Raw genomic sequence first — 18,020 nt, 5'->3', positions numbered from 1 at the left:
CTGTAGTATCCACGTCATTTTTTCCATTTACTACTACACTCTTTCATGTTTGAATGATTCTCAATAACATCACGCCATCTCAGTTTAGGTCGCATGATCCACAGAGAATGCTTATTTCATGCACTTTTCTCTGCTGGAAAAATTTAATCCTAGCTTCGTTTCATGGACGAGATTAATTCCGCACCAACACCAGGTTTATTTAAATGAATAACAACAAAAATTTCGCTTTTAAAACCACATGTCATCCGGCCATTATCGCCGCAATATACGGTGTCAGCGTTTTCACTGCAGCAGGCAGTCTGGCAGCGGAAAGCAACAATACCCTCACGGTTTCGGCGCAGGAAAGTAGTCCACAAGGCTACAACGCCACCAGCAGCTCCGTTGCCAGCAAAACCGCCACGCCGCGTCTGAACGAAGCGCAATCGGTGAGCGTGGTGACTCAGCAACAGCTTGAAGACTATCAGGCTGCCAGTCTCGCTGATGCGATGCGCTTTGTCAGTGGAGTCACGGAGGGCAATACCCTGGCAGGCACCGAAGATGGTTTTGTGCGTCGTGGATTTGGCAGCAACTCCGATGGTTCGATCTATCGTGACGGCATTCGCAGCAGCCAGGGATTAAATTTTGATGCCACCACCGAACGTGTCGAAGTGCTGAAAGGCTCGGCTTCCCTGCTTTACGGTATCCAGAATCCGGGCGGTGTAATTAACGTGGTCAGCAAAAAACCGCAATATGACTGGCACACCAAAGTCAGTGGCCGTGCCTCCAGCGAAGGTGGCGGCGCCGGAACCGTCGATGTCACCGGCCCGCTGGGCAACGGCTTTGCCTTTCGCCTGATTGCCGAAAAGCAGAATCAGGATTACTGGCGCAATTTTGGCAGCGAAAAGCATACGCTGATTGCGCCTTCGTTACAGTGGTACGGCGAAAAAGCCAGCTTCCTCGTGAGCTATGAAGATTATCAATACGATATTCCGTACGATCGCGGCACCGCCTTTATCAATGGTAAGCCGCTGGATATTGGCTACAAGGATCGTCTCGACGACAAGGCCAACCACGCCTGGGGCCACAACAAAACCCTCAATGCGCATTATGACTGGCAGTTCAATGATGACTGGAGCACGCGCGTCACTTTTGGCTGGAATCAGCGCCAATACGACAACAACGAAGTGCGCGTCACCGCCATCAATCCCACCACCGGTGTCGTCACGCGTCGGGCGGATGCTAATCGCGGCTTTAACCACAAAACAAAATACGTTTCATGGGATCTGCTCGGTTCGCAACAGCTGTTGGGTATGACACACGATGTGGTGATCGGAACTGACTACGAAATGAACCAGACTTACCGTGCGCATCAGTATCAGGGAAAATCAAATACCGGGTTTAACTTTACCGATCCGCAATACGACATCCTGTCGCCGGTCACCAATAGCACCACGGAAAACACCGCCAACGCCAATAACCTGAACCGTATTCATAGCCGTTCGGTTTACGCTAAAGACAGTATTTCACTGACGGAACAGTGGATTGCCGTGCTTGGCGGTCGCTATCAACATTACGAGCAGCGCGCATCCAAAGGCTTCGATCCCGTAGTGGAAACACTGAACAGCGAAGGCAATAAATTCCTGCCACAGGCGGGCCTGATATATAAAATCACCCCTGATGTCTCGCTTTACACCAGCGTCAGCAAATCCTTTACCCCCTCCACCGATGTGGACGATGACGGCAATGTCGGTAAACTGGAACAGGGCACGACCTGGGAAGTTGGCAGTAAATGGCAGATATCACCCAAGCTGTTTGCCAGCGTCGCGCTTTACCGCATAGATGAGCGTGACATGTCACTCAGCATTAACGGTACAACGCGTGCGATTGATAAAGCGCGTTCCAGCGGCGCAGAGTTTGAGCTGAACGGCGAAGTGCTGCCGGGCTGGGATCTCAGCGCTAGCTACAGTTACGATAAGGCTGAAATCGTCGATGATGGCGTAAATTCTGCTAACAATGGCAATCGACTGCAAAATGCACCGCGTCATTCGGGCGCACTCTATCTCAGCCACAGTCTCAGTATTAACGGCATTCCCGGTGATTTCCGCGTCGGTGGCGGTGCGCGCTATGTCGGCTCGCGAGCCGGCGATCCTGAGAACAGCTTCACGATGCCGGATTACGTGGTGGCGGATAGCTTTATCGCCTGGAACAATCGGCTGTTTGGTGAAAAGACACAGCTTAAGCTGAATCTGAACAACCTCTTCAATAAACACTATTACACCTCCAGCGGCGGCAATCTGCGCGTGCGTGAAGGGGAAACCCGCAACCTGATGGTCGAGGCCAGCGTTGAGTTCTGATTCTGTTGTTAAAGCGGGTGCCCGGCGCGCCCCTTCCCTGTGGGGGCCAATGCTGATTGTTCTGGCCTGCTTCTTACTGGCACTCAGCAGCGCCGCGCTGGCAAAAACCGTCACGGATATTGACGGAAATCAGGTAGATATTCCTGACCATCCGCAGCGCATTGTCTTGGGTGAAAGCCGCATGCTGTATACGCTGGCGCTGCTGGAGCCGGGCAATCCTTTTCAGCATATCGTTGCCTGGCCTCAGGATTTGAAAAAGTACGATAGCCAGACGTGGAACAGCTTTGCGCGCCATTTCCCGCAAATGTTAAACATCCCTTCCCTCGGTTCAGGCGGCCCGAATGCCATCAATCCTGAGCAGATCCTGGCGCTCAAACCGGATGTGGTGATCCTGCCGAGCCTGGCGCGCTACGATGATGCCGATCTGCGCCTGGTGAGCATGCTGAAAGCCGCCCATATTCCGGTGGTGAAAATCGATCTGCGCGTGCATCTTCTGAAGAATACCCGTCGCAGCGTTGAGATCTTTGGCGAGGTGCTGAATCAGCAAGCACGCGCGCAGGCCTTTAACCGTTTTTATGACGCACATATGCAGGTGATTCGTGATCGGCTGGCCAGCTATCACGGCGCGAAACCTTCGGTATTGTTGCAGTTGCACCTCGGCCGCCGGAATGAATGTTGTGTCACCGCAGTCAACGGCAGCCTTGGCGAACTGTTAAACGCCGCGGGCGGTGACAACATCGCGGCTAAAACGCAGCACGGGGTGTTTGGTCGCTTAAGTGAAGAAATGGTGATCGCGGCACAGCCGGATGACTACTTTGCCACTGGATTTGGCGATAACGAGGCGCAGGGATTGCTCAAGCTGGGGCCAGAAGTGTCGCTGCCTGCGGTGCAAAATAGCTTTGCCCGACTGACTGCGCAGCAAAACGGTTTGCGCGAGTTAGCTGCATTGCGCAACGGCCACTCCGCGGTCATCTGGATGAATTTTTACCTCAGCCCCTGGCACATCGCGGCAACGGAATTTATGGCAAAAACGCTCTATCCGCAGCTGTTCGCAGATATCGAACCCGAGCAAACCTTGAAGCAAATCTTCCATGATTTCCTGCCTATTCCTTACAGCGGAACCTATTTCGCCCGGATGCCTGCGCAATAAACGCTCTTACTGATAATCGAAGCGCTAATTGCGCTTCGATTATTTATATATAATTTTAAACCTCGCAATTCATCTGCTTAAGAAAATAAAAATCGCATCTGTCGATTCAAAATTAAAATACGCTGCCGCCGCGCTTGTTAATATCCCCAGTGGCACTAACCTTAATTTTGCAGTCTGGACATAACGTGTGATGTTACCCACGATTATGTAATCGCAATGCATGAATGAGGGCATTTTATGGCCGAGCATAGAGGCGGTTCAGGAAACTTCGCAGATGACAAACAAAAAGCGTCTGACGCGGGTAAAAAAGGTGGACAAAGCAGTAGCGGCGGGAATTTTAAAGACAACCCCGAGAAAGCTTCCGAAGCCGGTAAAAAAGGCGGTAAAAGCAGTAACAAAGGATCTTAATCCGCATCGGGTGTGCTAGTCGCCCCACCGACAAGGATGCCGGGATGTTCCACTGGCAAAAGAATAAGTGCAACGGCGATATATGATTGACGTCTTGCGCTTATTCTGGTCTTCGCTCCCCTTTGCAAATACTCCTTTTACTCATATCGCTATAGCAATAATAACGCTTCGCTTAACCCACGAAGTTTCAATTGGTCATTTTTTGACGTGACATATATCACATTTATGCCAGGCTTATTTTATCTTTAGCGAAGAACATGGAGATTACGATGAGTTCATTTACTAACAAAACGTTGCTTACCCATCAATATCCAACCCCTCCTTTTAAAAAACAATTGCAGGATTTTCCTGGGCTGGCCGCCAAAATGGAACCGCGACCTGACCATGGTGAAACCAGCTATCGTGGCACCGGTCGTTTAACCGGTCGTAAAGCGCTGATCACCGGCGGCGATTCTGGGATTGGCCGTGCGGTTGCCATTGCTTATGCGCGTGAAGGTGCCGACGTGGCGATAAATTATCTGCCCGACGAAGAACAGGACGCGGCGGAGGTGATCAAACTGATTGAAGCGGAAGGTCGCAAGGCGATTGCCATTCCGGGTGATATCCGTTCCGAATCCTTTTGCCAGCAACTGGTGAAGGAAGCGGCGACGAAACTGGACGGTCTGGATATTTTGGTCAACAACGCCGGTCGCCAGCAGTTCAATGAATCGATTCGCACCCTTTCAACGGAAGATTTTGATGCGACGTTTAAGACTAACGTTTATGCCATGTTTTGGATAACCAAAGCGGCGCTGGCGTATTTACCTGCAGGTTCATCGATTATTAACACCTCGTCAGTACAGGCATACGATCCCAGCGCGATCCTGCTGGATTACGCTCAGACCAAAGCGTCCATTGCGGCCTTTACTAAAGCCCTGGCAAAGCAACTGGGAAAAGACCAAATCCGCGTGAACGCCGTGGCGCCCGGCCCTTACTGGACTGCGCTTCAGGTATGTGGCGGCCAACCGCAGGAGAAAGTGGAGCAATTTGGCGCTTCTGCGCCACTGGGTCGCCCTGGTCAGCCCGCTGAAATTGCGCCGCTCTACGTGACGTTTGCGGAAACGACGAATAGCTTCACGTCGGGACAGGTTTGGTGTTCTGATGGCGGTACCGGCACGGTTTAACCCCGATGAAGGGCGCATCAAGATTGATGCGCCCTATTCGATCTTAGCCCAAAGTTTTAAGGCGCGGCGCGCGGAATACCAGCATGATGCCGAGCAGAATAGCCAACATTCCCACCATCCCCGACCACGGCAACGCATTACCTAACAGCAGGTAATCCAGCACCGCCGTAATGATCGGGACCAAATAAAATAAACTGGTGACGTTAACGATGCTTCCCGCACTCAGCAGCCGGTACAGCAGCAGCTGCGCCACCACTGAGATCATCACGCCGAGAAACAGTACGGAGATCCAGAAGTGCAACGTAAAGTCGATATGGAAAGCTTTGATCGGCAGTAACAACGCGCACAGCGCAAGGCTCACCGCGTATTGTAACGGCAGTACCTGTGCGGGATGCTGCGACACTTTTTTCTGCATGATGGCACCAAATGTCATACACAGCAGTGCACCCAACGCGAAGACAATGCCACTTAACGGCAATTGTGATGCTGCCAGACTGCGCCATACCAGTAGAACCAATCCCGCTAAGGCGATCATGAGTCCCAGTAATCGCATACCCTGCATTCGCCGTTCCACAATACAGAGGGTCAGGATCGGTTGTATGCCCATAATGGTGGCAATCAAACCGGGCGTCACACCCTCGGCCATCGCCTGGAAGTAACACACCGAATAGGCACCAATCAACATGAGTCCGGTGAACATCACCGTTTTTCGGCTGCCTGCATCGGGTAACCAGCGACGTCGAAATAGGCCCACCAGCAATAATGCAGCCAGCGCCACACTGAAGCGCACAATCAATAGCGCGATGGGTGAGGCATTGTCCAAACCAAGGCGTGAGAAGATGGCCGCACTGCCCCACAGCAGCACGAAGCCCGACGTCGCCGCTTGCGACGTCAAAGACGAAGAACGCATGAAAATGCTCCTAAAACAAACGTTGTAAATTTAAGCGTGAAGAATGTCGGTTCTTAGCGAACCACAACGCGTGCAGGAGGCGGTGGAGGACAGCAGATCGCATACAGGCCATGTTCGTATGACGGGGAAAGTGCGGCTGAAAGTGTCATTTACGCAGGCCTGTAGTCAAAATAGGGAGTTCAGGAACAAAAAGTTAGCAGATCGCCTCAGGCTTGTCATCCATTGAGTCTTGCAGGAAAGACTTCACGCAACCATTCGATAAACACCCGTAAACGCTGGGTCAGATGGCGGTTTTGCGGATACACCACGTGAAATGGATAGCTGGCGGGCCGCCAATCCTTCAGTATTTCCACCAGTGCACCTGACGCTAAATCTGTGGCTGCTGCGTATCGGAATGTTTGGATGATACCTAATCCTGCCACCGCCGCCGCCAGATGAGCATTGCTCTCATTAATCCCCATGCGATGCTCGATTTTCATTTCCTGTTTCTCATTACCCTGCAGAAAGCGCAGCGGGAAGGCGCGTCCGCTCTGCGGGGATAAATAGCTAATCCAGCGATGCCCATTTTTAAGCTCTTGCGGATAAGCTGGCACGCCGTAAGTTTTGAGATAAGCGGGTGCCGCGCAGGTGATCATCTCAGCATCACCAAGATGACGCGCCACCAGCGATGAATCACCCAGTGGGCCGCCACGAATGACGCAATCGACATTGTCGCTAATCAGATCCACAGCCCGGTCCGATACGCCAAGATCGAGGCGAATCTCAGGAAATCGCGCAACGAAATCCGGTAGCAGTGGGATGAGTACCTCACGCGCCGTTGAACCCCCAATATCAACGCGCAGATACCCGCGCGGCGTTCCATTTACCACATTAAAAGCCCCGTCGATATCTTCTAAGTCACGCACGATACGCAGCGCTTTGTCGTAATAATCTCGTCCTTCAGGCGTGACGGTGACGCGTCGCGTGGTGCGTTGTAACAGGCGCACGCCCAGATGCCCTTCTAACTCCTGCACCAATTTACTCAACGTCGCATTGGGCATATCCAGTGAATCGGCCGCACGGGTGAAGTTCCCCGCCTCAACCACGCGTGCAAACGCCTTTATCGCCAACAGCTGATCCATGATGATTATCCACACACAGGAATAGTGATTTCGATTTTACACCATTTATCGCCAAATCACGCAGGGTTACATTGCCTCCCATGCACTGCAACGCAGTCATTACACACTTAAATCCATTTGGGAGAACACTCATGAACACATCATTAAACGGTAAAATTGCCTTAGTCACCGGCGGCACCAGCGGGATTGGTTTAGCCTCTGCCCAGGCGCTGGCAGCACAGGGCGCTCGCGTGTTTATCACCGGTCGTCGCCAGCCAGAACTGGATGCTGCTGTTACGCTAATCGGTGCACAGGCAACCGGCATTCGCGCTGATGCTTCCGTGCTGAGCGATCTGGATGCTGTATATGCCCAGATTGCGCGCCAGTCGGGCCGGCTCGATATTCTATTCGCCAATGCTGGCGGCGGCGATATGTTGCCACTGGGTGCGATTACTGAAGAGCACTTCGACCGTATCTTTGGCACCAACGTGCGTGGTGTGCTGTTTACCGTGCAAAAGGCGCTGCCGTTGTTAAGTGACAAAGCCTCGGTCATTTTAACCGCGTCTACCACGTCGATTCAGGGCACAGCAGGCTTCAGTGTTTACAGCGCCAGTAAAGCCGCCGTGCGCAACTTTGCCCGTTCATGGGCGCTGGATGTGAAAGATCGCGGAATTCGTGTCAACGTGGTGAGCCCTGGCCCGGTGCGCACGCCGGGTTTGGGCGATTTAGTGCCCGAAGATCAGCGTCAGGGATTGTTCGATGCGTTAGCCGCCCAGGTGCCATTGGGTCGATTGGGTGAACCCGGTGAAATTGGTCAGGTGGTGGCGTTTCTTGCATCCGATGCCTCCAGCTTTGTTAATGCCACCGAACTGTTCGTGGATGGTGGCATGGCGCAGGTATGAGTTGAAACCTAAGGAAAGACGTCAAGGTTAGGCCCGTTTTCCTGTAGCGAAGTGCGTAATGGATGACGCACTTCATCAGTGCATCGCTCTGAATATAATTACTCCTCTCACCCTTTCGCATCCCGGCAAAAACACACATAATTCAGCGCTCGTGCAGAGCAAAAAAAAATTGAATACGCCATGATGGCTATCAGGCAGCAATGCCATGCTGTCTTTCAATATTGAGGTGTTAATCACTGATATTGTCTTAACCGGTAAGGAAATCGTGCAGTGAAGTTAAAGACTTATGCGTTTCTCATTCTGTCATTTTGCATCGTTTTCGGCGCTCAGGCTGCTACGCGAGTCGAGTTGCTGGCAGGGGCGAATAGTATCGATCTTAATCAGGATGGCGTCCCGGATTTACTGATCTCAGCCACCTTTGACAATAACACCTCACATCCCAGCCAGACCCTATCTGCGTTCATCAATAAAAACGGCAACGCATATATTTTACCGGTCCCGGATGATGACGGATTTACCTGGTCAGATTTCCGCCTGGCAGGTTCGTCTGACAAAATCATTGGCTTTGAATTGCATCAGATTCAGGGCGTTTATTACCTGATCCGCGCAATGAAGTTCTCATCAAATCAGGACAATGAAGATCTGACTGAAGCCGCAAAAATAAAATTCTCTCGCTATCGTGTGGCGGAGAGTAGCGAAGAGCCTGGCGCGCCGGTTTTTTATTGGCAACTGTCTGGCAGTTATACCACCGCACAAACCTATAACGATGTCGATCAGGCTTTCGCACAATTAAAAATAGATGAATTTAAGTAACGCAGTGCAGGCGTTAATGCGCCTGCTCATCAATCTCGCACTTCATACTGCACCGAGAGTTCGCCCTTCTTCGCTTTAACCCGGGTGATCACGATTTCACCCACTTCACTGGTGCGCGGCACATGCGTGCCACCGCAGGCATACGGCGTCAATTCGCCCCAACTGACCATTCTGCGTCCGGCGTCATCCCGCAGCACGCGTGCGAGATCCTGCGCCACCAGCGCATCGACACCTTCAGCGATTGCCGATTCATCAACGGTTTGCGGTTCGCCCTGCGGTTTAAAAACAATACGTCCATTGCCGGGACGATGATCACCTTTGTAGCCTAACCAGCCAAACTTCTCTCCGGCATACGCAATCAGATGCCCTGCCGAATGGTAACGTGTGTGCAGTTCACGCAGCGCCGCATCAATTCGGATATGCACGCGACCCAGCGCCACTTCACGGTCGATAATATGCAGTAACTCACCCTCTTCCTGAATGAGTTGTAACACCCTCGCCTCACCTATCGTGCCCTGGTCAGCAGGTTGCCCGCCGCCTTGCGGATGGAACAGCGTTGCCGCCAGTTGCACACGAAACCGGCCATCTTCCTGCGCTTCACACCGCACCACTTCCGCATCCATTTCCAGCAAATCGCTGAAATAGTAGGCTCTTTCCGTCATCTTAACTCCAATTATCACTTAAATGCTTGCAGCACGTTCAAGGTCGTAGTGGAACCGCCGCAGACGATAACCAACAGGTTTTCTACACCCGCTAACGGCAATTTTTGTCCGTAAAGCAGTGCCAGCGCTGCACCACATGCCGGTTCCACCAGGGTGCGATGGTCATTAAGAAATGCCAGGCAGGCATCAACGGCTTCCCTGTCACTGACGCGCGAGGCCAGCACGTCACGGGTTTTACTGACATCAAAGGCGCGCTGGCAGACCTGGCGTGCGCCTAATGACGTCGCAATGCCGCTGAGATGTTCCAAGGCAATTGGATGTCCCGCGGCCAACGCAGCGTGATAAGACGCCATACCCGTGGTTTCTGCGATGTAAATCGGCACATGATGTAATCCTTGCCGTGTTAACCCTTGATCAACCCCTGACAAAAGGCTGCCGCCGCCCACTGAAAGCACCACAGCATCAGGTCGCACCCCTTCTTCTACAACTTCATCGATCAGGTTCGCAATGCCCTGCCACAACAACGCATGATCAAAAGGATGGATAAATGCGTCCTGTTCGGACACCAACGACTGCGCCAGGTGATTAGCGTCCGCCCAGGTTTTACCGTGAACGATCACCTCCGCCCCTTCCAGTGTCAGCAGATGAAGCGCATGTTGAGACGTCGACTCCGGGACCACAACCACTGCAGGTACACCGAGTTGACGGCTCGCATAGGCCACCGCCAAACCTGCGTTTCCCCCCGATGAAGAGATAAATCGCTTTACTCCGCGCGCAGCATGCTGCTGACAGGCAAACCCGATACCGCGGATTTTGAAGGAACCGGAAGGCTGCATCGCTTCCATCTTCAGCCACACCCGGGTTTTATTGAGTTGACTGAGTGGCAAAGATTCCAGCAACGGCGTTTTAATGCTTAGCGACTCAGCTGTTTTCATTTTTGATTTCATCCAGATAGTTGTAGATGGTGTAACGCGTGACGCCGAGCGCCGCTGCGGCTTTCTCCACTCCACCTTTCATCAGAAACAGTCCCTTCTCCTGCATATGCTTCACCGCGAGCAGATTGGCCCGTTTGATGTCATTGCGATTGTTTCCGTGATGTAGTGCAGAAGTCGTGTTGATGATTTCGCTCATCAGATGTTCGATGGTGTCCGGGCTTTCCGCTGCCGGTTCGACTTCTGAGCCCTGCACCTCAGGTTGACACATTGCAGTCATGGATTGCAGCACGCGCAGCGCCTGCTCAATATCTGCGTTATCGACGTTGATGCAGAGTGCAGCAAAAGGCACACCGTATCGGTCACGATAAATCGCAGTGCTGCTACGAAGCGGCTTGCCCTCGCGGGTAAAGGTGGGGTAATCCAGTAATAAGGAAATGGCTTCATCTTTGCGCTCCATCGCGCTGATAAATGCCCTGTCGGTGCGTAATCCGGCTAATACCGAATCACCCCGCTTACGTCCCGTCACTTCTGCATTGGCGATCTCAGCAATCGAATATTCAGGCTGACGCAGATCGTGCAGCACGACTTCGGCATTACGCTGGATCACACTGCCGATGACCTTTACCGCGCCAGCCAGCATGCGCATTAAGTCGGCAACATATTGCTCGTCTGTAATTGAAGACATCAGGGCACCATTAGTTCTACATTTTGTAGAAAAATAGCATTTCAGACATCATTGATCAACTTTCTGTTGACCAATGATTCTATCCCTCTTGTTAAAACCGCCATGCCAGAAATAGAACACCGGTTAACTGGCTGGCTTGCTGAGTGACCGGACTATCGGCTGCGTCGTCCTGCAGTCGTTGTGCAGTGACGCGCGCGCCTAACAGCCAGGAGGGCGTCACGACATAATCCATGCCGACATCCCATCCAATCTTCTCAATTCCGGCATCCGCAGTGTAACGTGACAGGCCGCTGCGCTCGGACTGCACTGCCGTGACACCGTATTGAGTTTGTAAATAATTACTGTCCGCCCAACTCAACGTCGGGCCAGTGTAGAGCCGCAGATTATCCACGGGATGCCACTGCAGATGGGCATACGAGGCAAGTTTAAAACCCTGTTGGTTGCCGCCAATATCTTGAGTGGCAATGATGCTGCCTTTGAACCAGGAGTTTTCGTAAGTGGCTGAAGTGAAGGCACGCGGCGTAACATCAATATCACCCAGCCCGTGCAGGTGGTCATCATCGGATTCCTTACGGGGTGAAATGTCTGTCCCTGCGCCTAGCGCAAATGTCCAGTGTTCGGTTTTCACGACATCCCAGCCGAGGGCAACCAGATCATCGACCCCGCCGACAAAGAGCGGGCCGTAAGCCAGTTTGAACGCGGGGATGAACTCGGTTTTAGTGTCTTTGGCACCCGAGTAATTTGGTTTCTCGCCAACACCGCCTCCTATGTAGCCAGAAAACTCAGGGCTATCGTCTGCGGCCACAGCGGACATCGACGTTAAAGAGAGCAGGCAAAACAGCGTCACAGGTTGAGCCAGAGTGAAGCGCATCAAATTCATCCTTTGGTTGCAAGAGGGCGTAAGTTAAGCCCGCTGATTGCAACACTCCCTTGTAAATCCTGTTTTTATCCCTGGTAAAGTTATGTAACAGCGAGCGGAATTCGCACTTTAAAGCAGGCTCCGCCCCCGGCTCGATTCCTCAGCGTAATACTGCCCGCATGGTATAAGGCGATGGAGCGGACTAAGGCGAGGCCCAGCCCGGATCCGTTGCCCTTTCGGCTTAGCCGGAAGAACGGCTCAAACACCTGCGCATGATCTGCTTCAGGAATACCTGGCCCACGGTCTTTCACTTGTAGGATAAAGTGCCCCTCACCGTCGTCATTGAGTTCGACCCGAATATCACGTCCGGCGTAATGCAGCGCGTTTTCGATCAAATTGCGCAGGAGACGGCGCAGCAAGCGCGCATCGACTTCGGCAACAATATGTACGGCGGTCAATTCAACCTGAACACGCGCGCACTCTTCAGCAGCAATGGCGGTCACATCGACACGTTTAAGCTCACCGTTGATCACATTGGGCGATAACTCCAGGCGACTTAACGTCATAATTTCTTCTACCAGTGCATCCAATTCCGCCACGCTGCGTTGTAATTCACGTCCTGGCGCTGACTCATTTTGCTCTAACAGCGCTGCTGCCATCTGAATTCGCATCAAAGGCGAGCGGAGTTCGTGCGAAGCATTGGCCAAGATGGTTTTCTGCGATTGCACCAGTTGTTCGATCTGGGTGGCTGAACGGTTAAAGCTCTCCGCTAACTGCGCGACTTCGTCTCGTCCTGCGACAGGCATGCGTGTCCGAAGATCCCCTTTCCCCAACAATTCAACACTGCGCTGAAGTGATTCCAGCCGCGCCGTTAAACGCCGGATTACGGGGAAAGAGATCAGTGCAACGCTGGCCGCGAGCATCATCAACATCAGGATAAACACCCACGGCCGTTTCTGTCGGTCGCTACTGAATTGAATGACCAACACGCGTTTATCTTTAAGTTGCCAGACAAATCGCATGCCGTACCAGTCGTCAAACAATCCGCCATGGTCGACACGTTTGGGAAACGCCAGAGGAGGCGTCAGCGGGCGGCTCAATGGTGTGCCATCGGCGGCGAACAGCGCAAAGCGGGTATGCGCGCGTGCAATCCACTGGTCAATGGCGGCAGATTGCGCCGCAGGAGAAGCGGTTGCAGGGGGTAAATTTTTCTCAACTAACTCAGAAAAGGTCGCGAAGGCATCAAGATGACGGTTGTTATCATCACTCCACAACCAGAGTGCAATGGTGCATGCCACCACCAGCAACAGCGCACAGCTGAAGGCAGAAAAGATCTGCAAATGGATGGGTAAATCACTGAGACGCTTCATGCACCAGGCAACGCCGAAAATACGTAGCCGACACCGCGTACGGTGATAATCCGTTTTGGCGCACGGGGATCGTCTTCAATCATTTGCCGGATGCGGCCAATGTGCACGTCAATCGCACGGTCAAAACTCTCATAGCTTTCGCCGCGGACAGATTGCCAAATCTGTTCCCGATTCAAAACCCTGCCAGCATTCCGCGCTAACGAAACCAGCAGGTCGAACTGCAATGAGGTTAGCGAGCAGCTATTCTGATTTAACATCACCGTGCGTGCTGCAGTATCAATCTCCAGCGAGCCAGAACTAATCAACCCTGTTTCACGCACTCCGCTGCCCGGCTTGATACGTCGCAGCACCGCACGCATGCGCGCCAGTAATTCACGGGGCTCAAAAGGTTTTGGTAGGTAATCATCTGCACCGACTTCCAGGCCGATAATTCTGTCTGCGGGATCGCCTCGCCCTGTCACCATGATGATGGCGGGTTCATGCAGATACAGGCCGCGAATGTCGCGGCAAAGCGCCAGACCGTCAGCATCACCCAGCATCAGGTCTAACAGCACCACATCAAAAGGGTGCTGTTTCATTTTTAACTGCGCGTCCTGAGAGCTGGCACTGTGTTCAACCCTGAATTCATACTGCGCCAGATACGGCAGAATCATTCCCGCCAGCCTGAGGTCATCTTCTATCAACAGAACCGAGGTCATCGCTCATCACCCAAAGTAGGTACACCGATGAGTTACAGACAGCAGTGCCAGTCGATAAGTTTCCTGCTTATGCCTGTACCGCTGGAATCTCGTTAATATCGCTGAAGATACTCAACCCCAAAGCCTTGCCGACTTGCACATCCTGGTCCGCTCCCGTTGAAGCGCCAGGCATGCGTAAAATGGCATCACAGCTCTGAATAAGACGATGCGCAACGGGATAAAGAAATTCTTCACTGATTTCATCCCCGATCTGCTGTGAACCCGCCGCAGTGGCGAGCGGTAACGCCAGCCATTCACCTATTACCGGGGTATGGCCTTTTTGATAAACCTGCAATGCCATGCGATCGAGTTTCTGCATGTTTTGCTCGATCAGTTGCTGGTCACCGTGAGTGCCACTGCGCACCGGACCTGCGATCAGAATCATCATTGCACTTTCTCCTCAAATTGAATGTTTAATGCCAGGTGTTGCAGCAACATGATGGTTTTGGCATCTTCGATTTCACCGTTTCGGATCGCCTCCATGGCGCGTGCGAAAGGCCACTCCAGCACTTCGATATCTTCCCCCTCTTCCTCAAGGCCGCCGCCAGCATGCTTTCGGTCGCCATCGTGATATTCCGCGATAAAGAAAAACAACTTCTCCGTCACCGACCCCGGGCTCATATAGGCCTCCATCACTTTCTCAATATTTGTGACAGTGTAACCTGTTTCTTCTTCTGCCTCGGCAATGATGCGCGTTTCCGGCGAGGCGTTATCCAGCAAACCGGCTGCGGCCTCGATCAAAAAACCATCATGCCCATGGATAAAGATGGGAAAGCGAAATTGCCGCGTCAGGACGACTGTCTGTTTATGGCGGTTATAAAGTAGGATCACCGCGCCATTGCCACGATCGTAGGCTTCACGGCTTTGCTGTTGCCAACTGCCGTCGGCACGCTGTAAATCGAAGGTGTATTTTTTTAAGGTGTACCAGTTGTCGGATAACAACTGCTCACGAATATTGCGCACTTTATGCTGCATGTTTGGTCTCCCGATGGCTGACAAAACAGACGTTATCATGCATAATCGTGCACATACAAGCAAAAGCACGAACGAGAAAATTATGCTTTCCAGTCAACGTAAACAGCAGATATTGACGATTCTTGCCGATGAGCAGCAAGTGATGTCCAGCGAGCTAAGCCAGCGCTTTAACGTCTCTGAGGACTCGATTCGCCGCGACTTAAGGGAGTTAGCCAGTGAGGGATTACTGCAACGCGTGCACGGAGGTGCACTGCCGGTTTCTGCTGCTATTGCCCCTTTTGAAACACGCAAAAACGTGCAAATCAGTTCTAAGCGCCTGATCGCGCAAAAAGCGGTGCAACTGATTCAACCGGGTCAGGTGGTGATCATCGATGGCGGTACGACTACAGCAGAAATGGTGCAACTGCTGCCCAAAGAACTGGCCTTTACCGTGGTGACCCACAGTCCGAGTATTGCCGTCGCACTGGTTGATTTTCCTTTGGTTGAGGTGATTCTGATTGGCGGCCAACTGTACCGTCACTCGGTGGTCGCCGTGGGATCTGCGGTGATCGAAGCCATCGCGCGCATCAATGCAGACCTGTTTTTTATGGGTGTCACCGGTGTGCACAAAACAGCAGGGTTAACCACCGGTAATTATGAAGAAGCGGGTGTAAAGCGTGCCCTGGCAGCGCGTGCGGCGGAAACGGTGGTGATGGTCTCTAAAGAGAAACTCAACTCAGCATCGGCGTTCGCCATTGGCGATCTGTCACTAGCGAGTACACTGATTGTTGACGGCGAACCTGACGCGGAGATGCAGCACATGCTGCAACAGCAGCAAATCGCCTTGCTGTAAGTTGTCCCTGGCAGCCGAACATAAATCGGTTATTCCACAGCGTCTTTTTTTATCTGGCCGAAAGTTCGCTCATCATTCGGTCACAATGCCAGGCTGTAATAGTGAGTTTTCGCTGACCCTGAGGGCAGCACTGGCTAAACAGGAGAATTGCTGCATGTCTGAGTTTCCAACCATCGCCCTTGTCGGACCCGGCGCCATCGGCACCACTGTGGCTGCCGCGCTGCATGAAATGCATCGCACGCCAACACTGTGCGGACGTACGGCACATACACAATTGCTGTTGCGCCACGAAGACGGTGAGGTTGTGGTGCCTGGCCCGGTGCTGAGCAATCCTGAAGCGATCGCCAGGCCCTTTGATTTGGTGTTTGTGGCGGTCAAAACCACGCAGGTGGCGGAAATTGCCCCCTGGCTGGCGGTATTATGCGATGAGAATACGGTGGTGTGCGCGCTGCAAAATGGCGTGGAGCAAGTTGAACAGTTGTCACCGTTAGTCAATGGCGCAACGGTACTGCCTTCTGTGGTGTGGTTCCCGGCTCAGCGCGAGCCTGATGCATCGGTGTGGTTACGCGCGAGTCCACGCCTGACTGTGCCCGACGTCGCGCCAGCGCAGCGTATTGTGCAAGCGCTGCAAGACTCGCGCTGTGCGGTCGAATTGGAGGCAGATTTCCTCACCATCGCCTGGCGCAAACTGTTGCAAAACGCCGTCGCGGGTTTGATGGTGTTGGCCAATCGCCGTGCAGGGATGTTTCAGCGCGAAGATATCACCGCGCTGGGTCTGGCCTATCTACGGGAATGTCTGGCAGTGGCGCGTGCTGAAGGGGCCAACCTGAGCGACAACGTGCCGCAGGACATCATGGCTGGCTTTCATCGTGCCCCGGCAGATTTGGGCACCTCGATTCTGGCCGATCGTCAGGCTGATCGCCCGCTTGAGTGGGACATCCGCAATGGCGTGGTACAACGACGCGGCAAAGCTCAAGGCATTGCGACCCCGATCAGCGATGTGGTTGTACCTCTGCTGGCGGCAGGGAGTGATGGTCCAGGTTAACAATAGCGTGAAATCCGGCATGCGGATTTCACCTCAATAGCGCTAAGCATCGCCAATGGTTGCAGTATCGATTGACATGAGGCCGTTAGGATTGTCATCATGTTACGTTATAACATAACACTTACGGTAAACGATGCGCACTTTTTCAAACCGCCTTTTGGCACTCATAATGGTATTCAGCACTTCCACCGCACTGGCTTCCACCTATCCCCTCAGCATTGAAAACTGCGGTAAAACGGAAACCTTTTCACAACCGCCTGCACGCGTGGTGACCATTGGGCAACATGAAACCGAACTCCTTCTGGCACTTGGCCTGAGAAGTAAAATCGCTGGAACCGCCGTCTGGTTCGGCCCTTTACCGCCTGATTTAGCGCAGGCAGGCAGTGGTCTGAAGCGCCTTGCAGATAACTCGCCGGGATTTGAAGCGGTTGTCGCGCAAAAACCTGACCTGGTATTGGCGCAATATAGCTGGCATGTTGGGCCTCAAGGTGAAGTAGCAACCCGAGAACAATTCGAACAACTTGGCATCAGAACCTGGATTTCACCTGCTGATTGTCAGGGCAAAGCGGTAACGGCTTCCTCAAACGCTGACGGTGCACGCGCTACGCCTTATTCCATTGACGTGATGTATGATGAAATCACCGCGCTGGCCAACCTCTTCGACGTGGCTCAACGTGGTGAGGAATTAAAGAAGACGTTGTCTGCACGCGTCGTTCAGGCGCAACAACAGGCGGCACTACACGCCCGCAAGCCACTTAAGGTGGTGTATTGGTTCTCAAGCACACGCCTTAAAGGCGATCCGTGGATCGCAGGCAGCCAGGGTGCCCCGGGCTGGATCACTCAGACACTCGGCCTGCAAAACGTTATTGATTCCTCCGACGAATGGCCCGCCGTGAGTTGGGAACATATCGCACAATCTCAGCCCGATATCATTGTCATTGCCAGCATGGAGAGAAGGCTGTATCCAGCAGATGACGTCGCGGTAAAGCAAGCCTTTCTCAAAAGCGATCCCGTTACACGAGAAATGAACGCGGTTAAGCAGGGTCACATCGTGGTCGTGCCTGCTATGTCACTCAATCCGTCCCTGCGCAATATCGATGCGGTTGAGCTGATCGGTCAGCAGATGGCCACTTTCAAATAG

The 18,020-nt window shown here is 52.9% G+C and carries 19 protein-coding genes; 9 read left to right on the top strand and 10 right to left on the bottom strand.

The window, feature by feature from the left end:
- Positions 1-203: 203 nt before the first annotated feature.
- The 4 genes from VI01_RS07260 to VI01_RS07250 all read left to right on the top strand — a co-directional run bounded on the left by VI01_RS07260 (position 204) and on the right by VI01_RS07250 (position 5,054).
- A complete protein-coding gene (locus VI01_RS07260) occupies positions 204-2,333 on the top strand; it encodes a TonB-dependent siderophore receptor (RefSeq protein WP_045814589.1) in 2,130 nt (709 codons plus the stop codon).
- Positions 2,334-2,382: 49 nt separating this feature from the next.
- Positions 2,383-3,483, top strand: a complete 1,101-nt coding sequence (locus VI01_RS07255) for an ABC transporter substrate-binding protein (protein WP_045814588.1) — start codon at positions 2,383-2,385, stop codon at positions 3,481-3,483.
- Between the two features lie 237 nt (positions 3,484-3,720).
- On the top strand, positions 3,721-3,891 hold the full coding sequence (locus tag VI01_RS24770; RefSeq protein WP_072050596.1) for a general stress protein: 171 nt from the start codon (positions 3,721-3,723) through the stop codon (positions 3,889-3,891).
- A 269-nt stretch (positions 3,892-4,160) separates the two neighbouring features.
- Positions 4,161-5,054, top strand: a complete 894-nt coding sequence (locus VI01_RS07250) for an SDR family oxidoreductase (protein ID WP_045814587.1) — start codon at positions 4,161-4,163, stop codon at positions 5,052-5,054.
- 43 nt (positions 5,055-5,097) lie between these two features.
- Here VI01_RS07250 and VI01_RS07245 read toward each other — a convergent pair whose 3' ends face one another.
- Entirely contained in the window at positions 5,098-5,964 is an 867-nt protein-coding gene (locus tag VI01_RS07245) for a DMT family transporter (RefSeq protein ID WP_369801867.1), read from the bottom strand.
- 215 nt (positions 5,965-6,179) lie between these two features.
- Entirely contained in the window at positions 6,180-7,085 is a 906-nt protein-coding gene (locus VI01_RS07240; RefSeq protein WP_045814585.1) for a LysR family transcriptional regulator, read from the bottom strand.
- A gap of 131 nt (positions 7,086-7,216) precedes the next feature.
- On the opposite strand from VI01_RS07240, the gene VI01_RS07235 reads away from it, so the two are divergent.
- Positions 7,217-7,966, top strand: coding sequence for an SDR family oxidoreductase (locus VI01_RS07235; RefSeq protein WP_045814584.1), 750 nt, complete (start codon positions 7,217-7,219; stop codon positions 7,964-7,966).
- Positions 7,967-8,236: 270 nt separating this feature from the next.
- On the top strand, positions 8,237-8,779 hold the full coding sequence (locus VI01_RS07230) for a hypothetical protein (RefSeq protein ID WP_052696977.1): 543 nt from the start codon (positions 8,237-8,239) through the stop codon (positions 8,777-8,779).
- Positions 8,780-8,808: 29 nt separating this feature from the next.
- Here the strand turns inward: VI01_RS07230 and VI01_RS07225 are convergent, their stop codons facing one another.
- The 8 genes from VI01_RS07225 to VI01_RS07190 form a co-directional block, all read right to left on the bottom strand.
- Entirely contained in the window at positions 8,809-9,441 is a 633-nt protein-coding gene (locus VI01_RS07225; protein WP_045814583.1) for a serine-tRNA(Ala) deacylase AlaX, read from the bottom strand.
- A gap of 14 nt (positions 9,442-9,455) precedes the next feature.
- On the bottom strand, positions 9,456-10,376 hold the full coding sequence (locus VI01_RS07220) for a pyridoxal-phosphate dependent enzyme (protein ID WP_045814582.1): 921 nt from the start codon (positions 10,374-10,376) through the stop codon (positions 9,456-9,458).
- Positions 10,363-11,061, bottom strand: coding sequence for a transcriptional regulator (locus tag VI01_RS07215; RefSeq protein WP_045814581.1), 699 nt, complete (start codon positions 11,059-11,061; stop codon positions 10,363-10,365). Before VI01_RS07215 ends, VI01_RS07220 begins: the two co-directional genes overlap by 14 nt.
- Positions 11,062-11,152: 91 nt before the next feature.
- Entirely contained in the window at positions 11,153-11,932 is a 780-nt protein-coding gene (locus VI01_RS07210; RefSeq protein ID WP_045814580.1) for a MipA/OmpV family protein, read from the bottom strand.
- A gap of 89 nt (positions 11,933-12,021) precedes the next feature.
- Positions 12,022-13,290, bottom strand: coding sequence for a HAMP domain-containing sensor histidine kinase (locus VI01_RS07205; protein ID WP_052696976.1), 1,269 nt, complete (start codon positions 13,288-13,290; stop codon positions 12,022-12,024).
- Positions 13,287-13,988: a winged helix-turn-helix domain-containing protein gene (locus VI01_RS07200; protein ID WP_045814579.1), complete on the bottom strand. Its 702-nt coding sequence runs from the start codon at positions 13,986-13,988 to the stop codon at positions 13,287-13,289. Before VI01_RS07200 ends, VI01_RS07205 begins: the two co-directional genes overlap by 4 nt.
- Before the next feature lie 67 nt (positions 13,989-14,055).
- Positions 14,056-14,415, bottom strand: coding sequence for an NUDIX hydrolase (locus VI01_RS07195; protein WP_045814578.1), 360 nt, complete (start codon positions 14,413-14,415; stop codon positions 14,056-14,058).
- Positions 14,412-15,002, bottom strand: a complete 591-nt coding sequence (locus VI01_RS07190; RefSeq protein WP_045814577.1) for an NUDIX domain-containing protein — start codon at positions 15,000-15,002, stop codon at positions 14,412-14,414. The genes VI01_RS07195 and VI01_RS07190 overlap by 4 nt, the downstream gene beginning before the upstream one ends.
- An 82-nt stretch (positions 15,003-15,084) precedes the next feature.
- Here VI01_RS07190 and VI01_RS07185 point away from each other — a divergent pair, with 82 nt between their 5' ends.
- The 3 genes from VI01_RS07185 (at position 15,085) to VI01_RS07175 (ending at position 18,020) form a co-directional block, all read left to right on the top strand.
- On the top strand, positions 15,085-15,834 hold the full coding sequence (locus VI01_RS07185) for a DeoR/GlpR family DNA-binding transcription regulator (RefSeq protein ID WP_045814648.1): 750 nt from the start codon (positions 15,085-15,087) through the stop codon (positions 15,832-15,834).
- A 154-nt stretch (positions 15,835-15,988) separates the two neighbouring features.
- A complete protein-coding gene (locus VI01_RS07180) occupies positions 15,989-16,879 on the top strand; it encodes an oxidoreductase (protein ID WP_045814576.1) in 891 nt (296 codons plus the stop codon).
- Between the two features lie 169 nt (positions 16,880-17,048).
- Positions 17,049-18,020: an ABC transporter substrate-binding protein gene (locus VI01_RS07175; RefSeq protein WP_231638476.1), complete on the top strand. Its 972-nt coding sequence runs from the start codon at positions 17,049-17,051 to the stop codon at positions 18,018-18,020.

The organism is Pantoea sp. SM3 (assembly GCF_000963995.1).
GTDB lineage: Bacteria > Pseudomonadota > Gammaproteobacteria > Enterobacterales > Enterobacteriaceae > Pantoea > Pantoea rwandensis_B.
The sequence above is the reverse complement of the archived record's forward strand: the minus strand, read 5'-3'. Positions and strand labels throughout refer to the sequence as shown.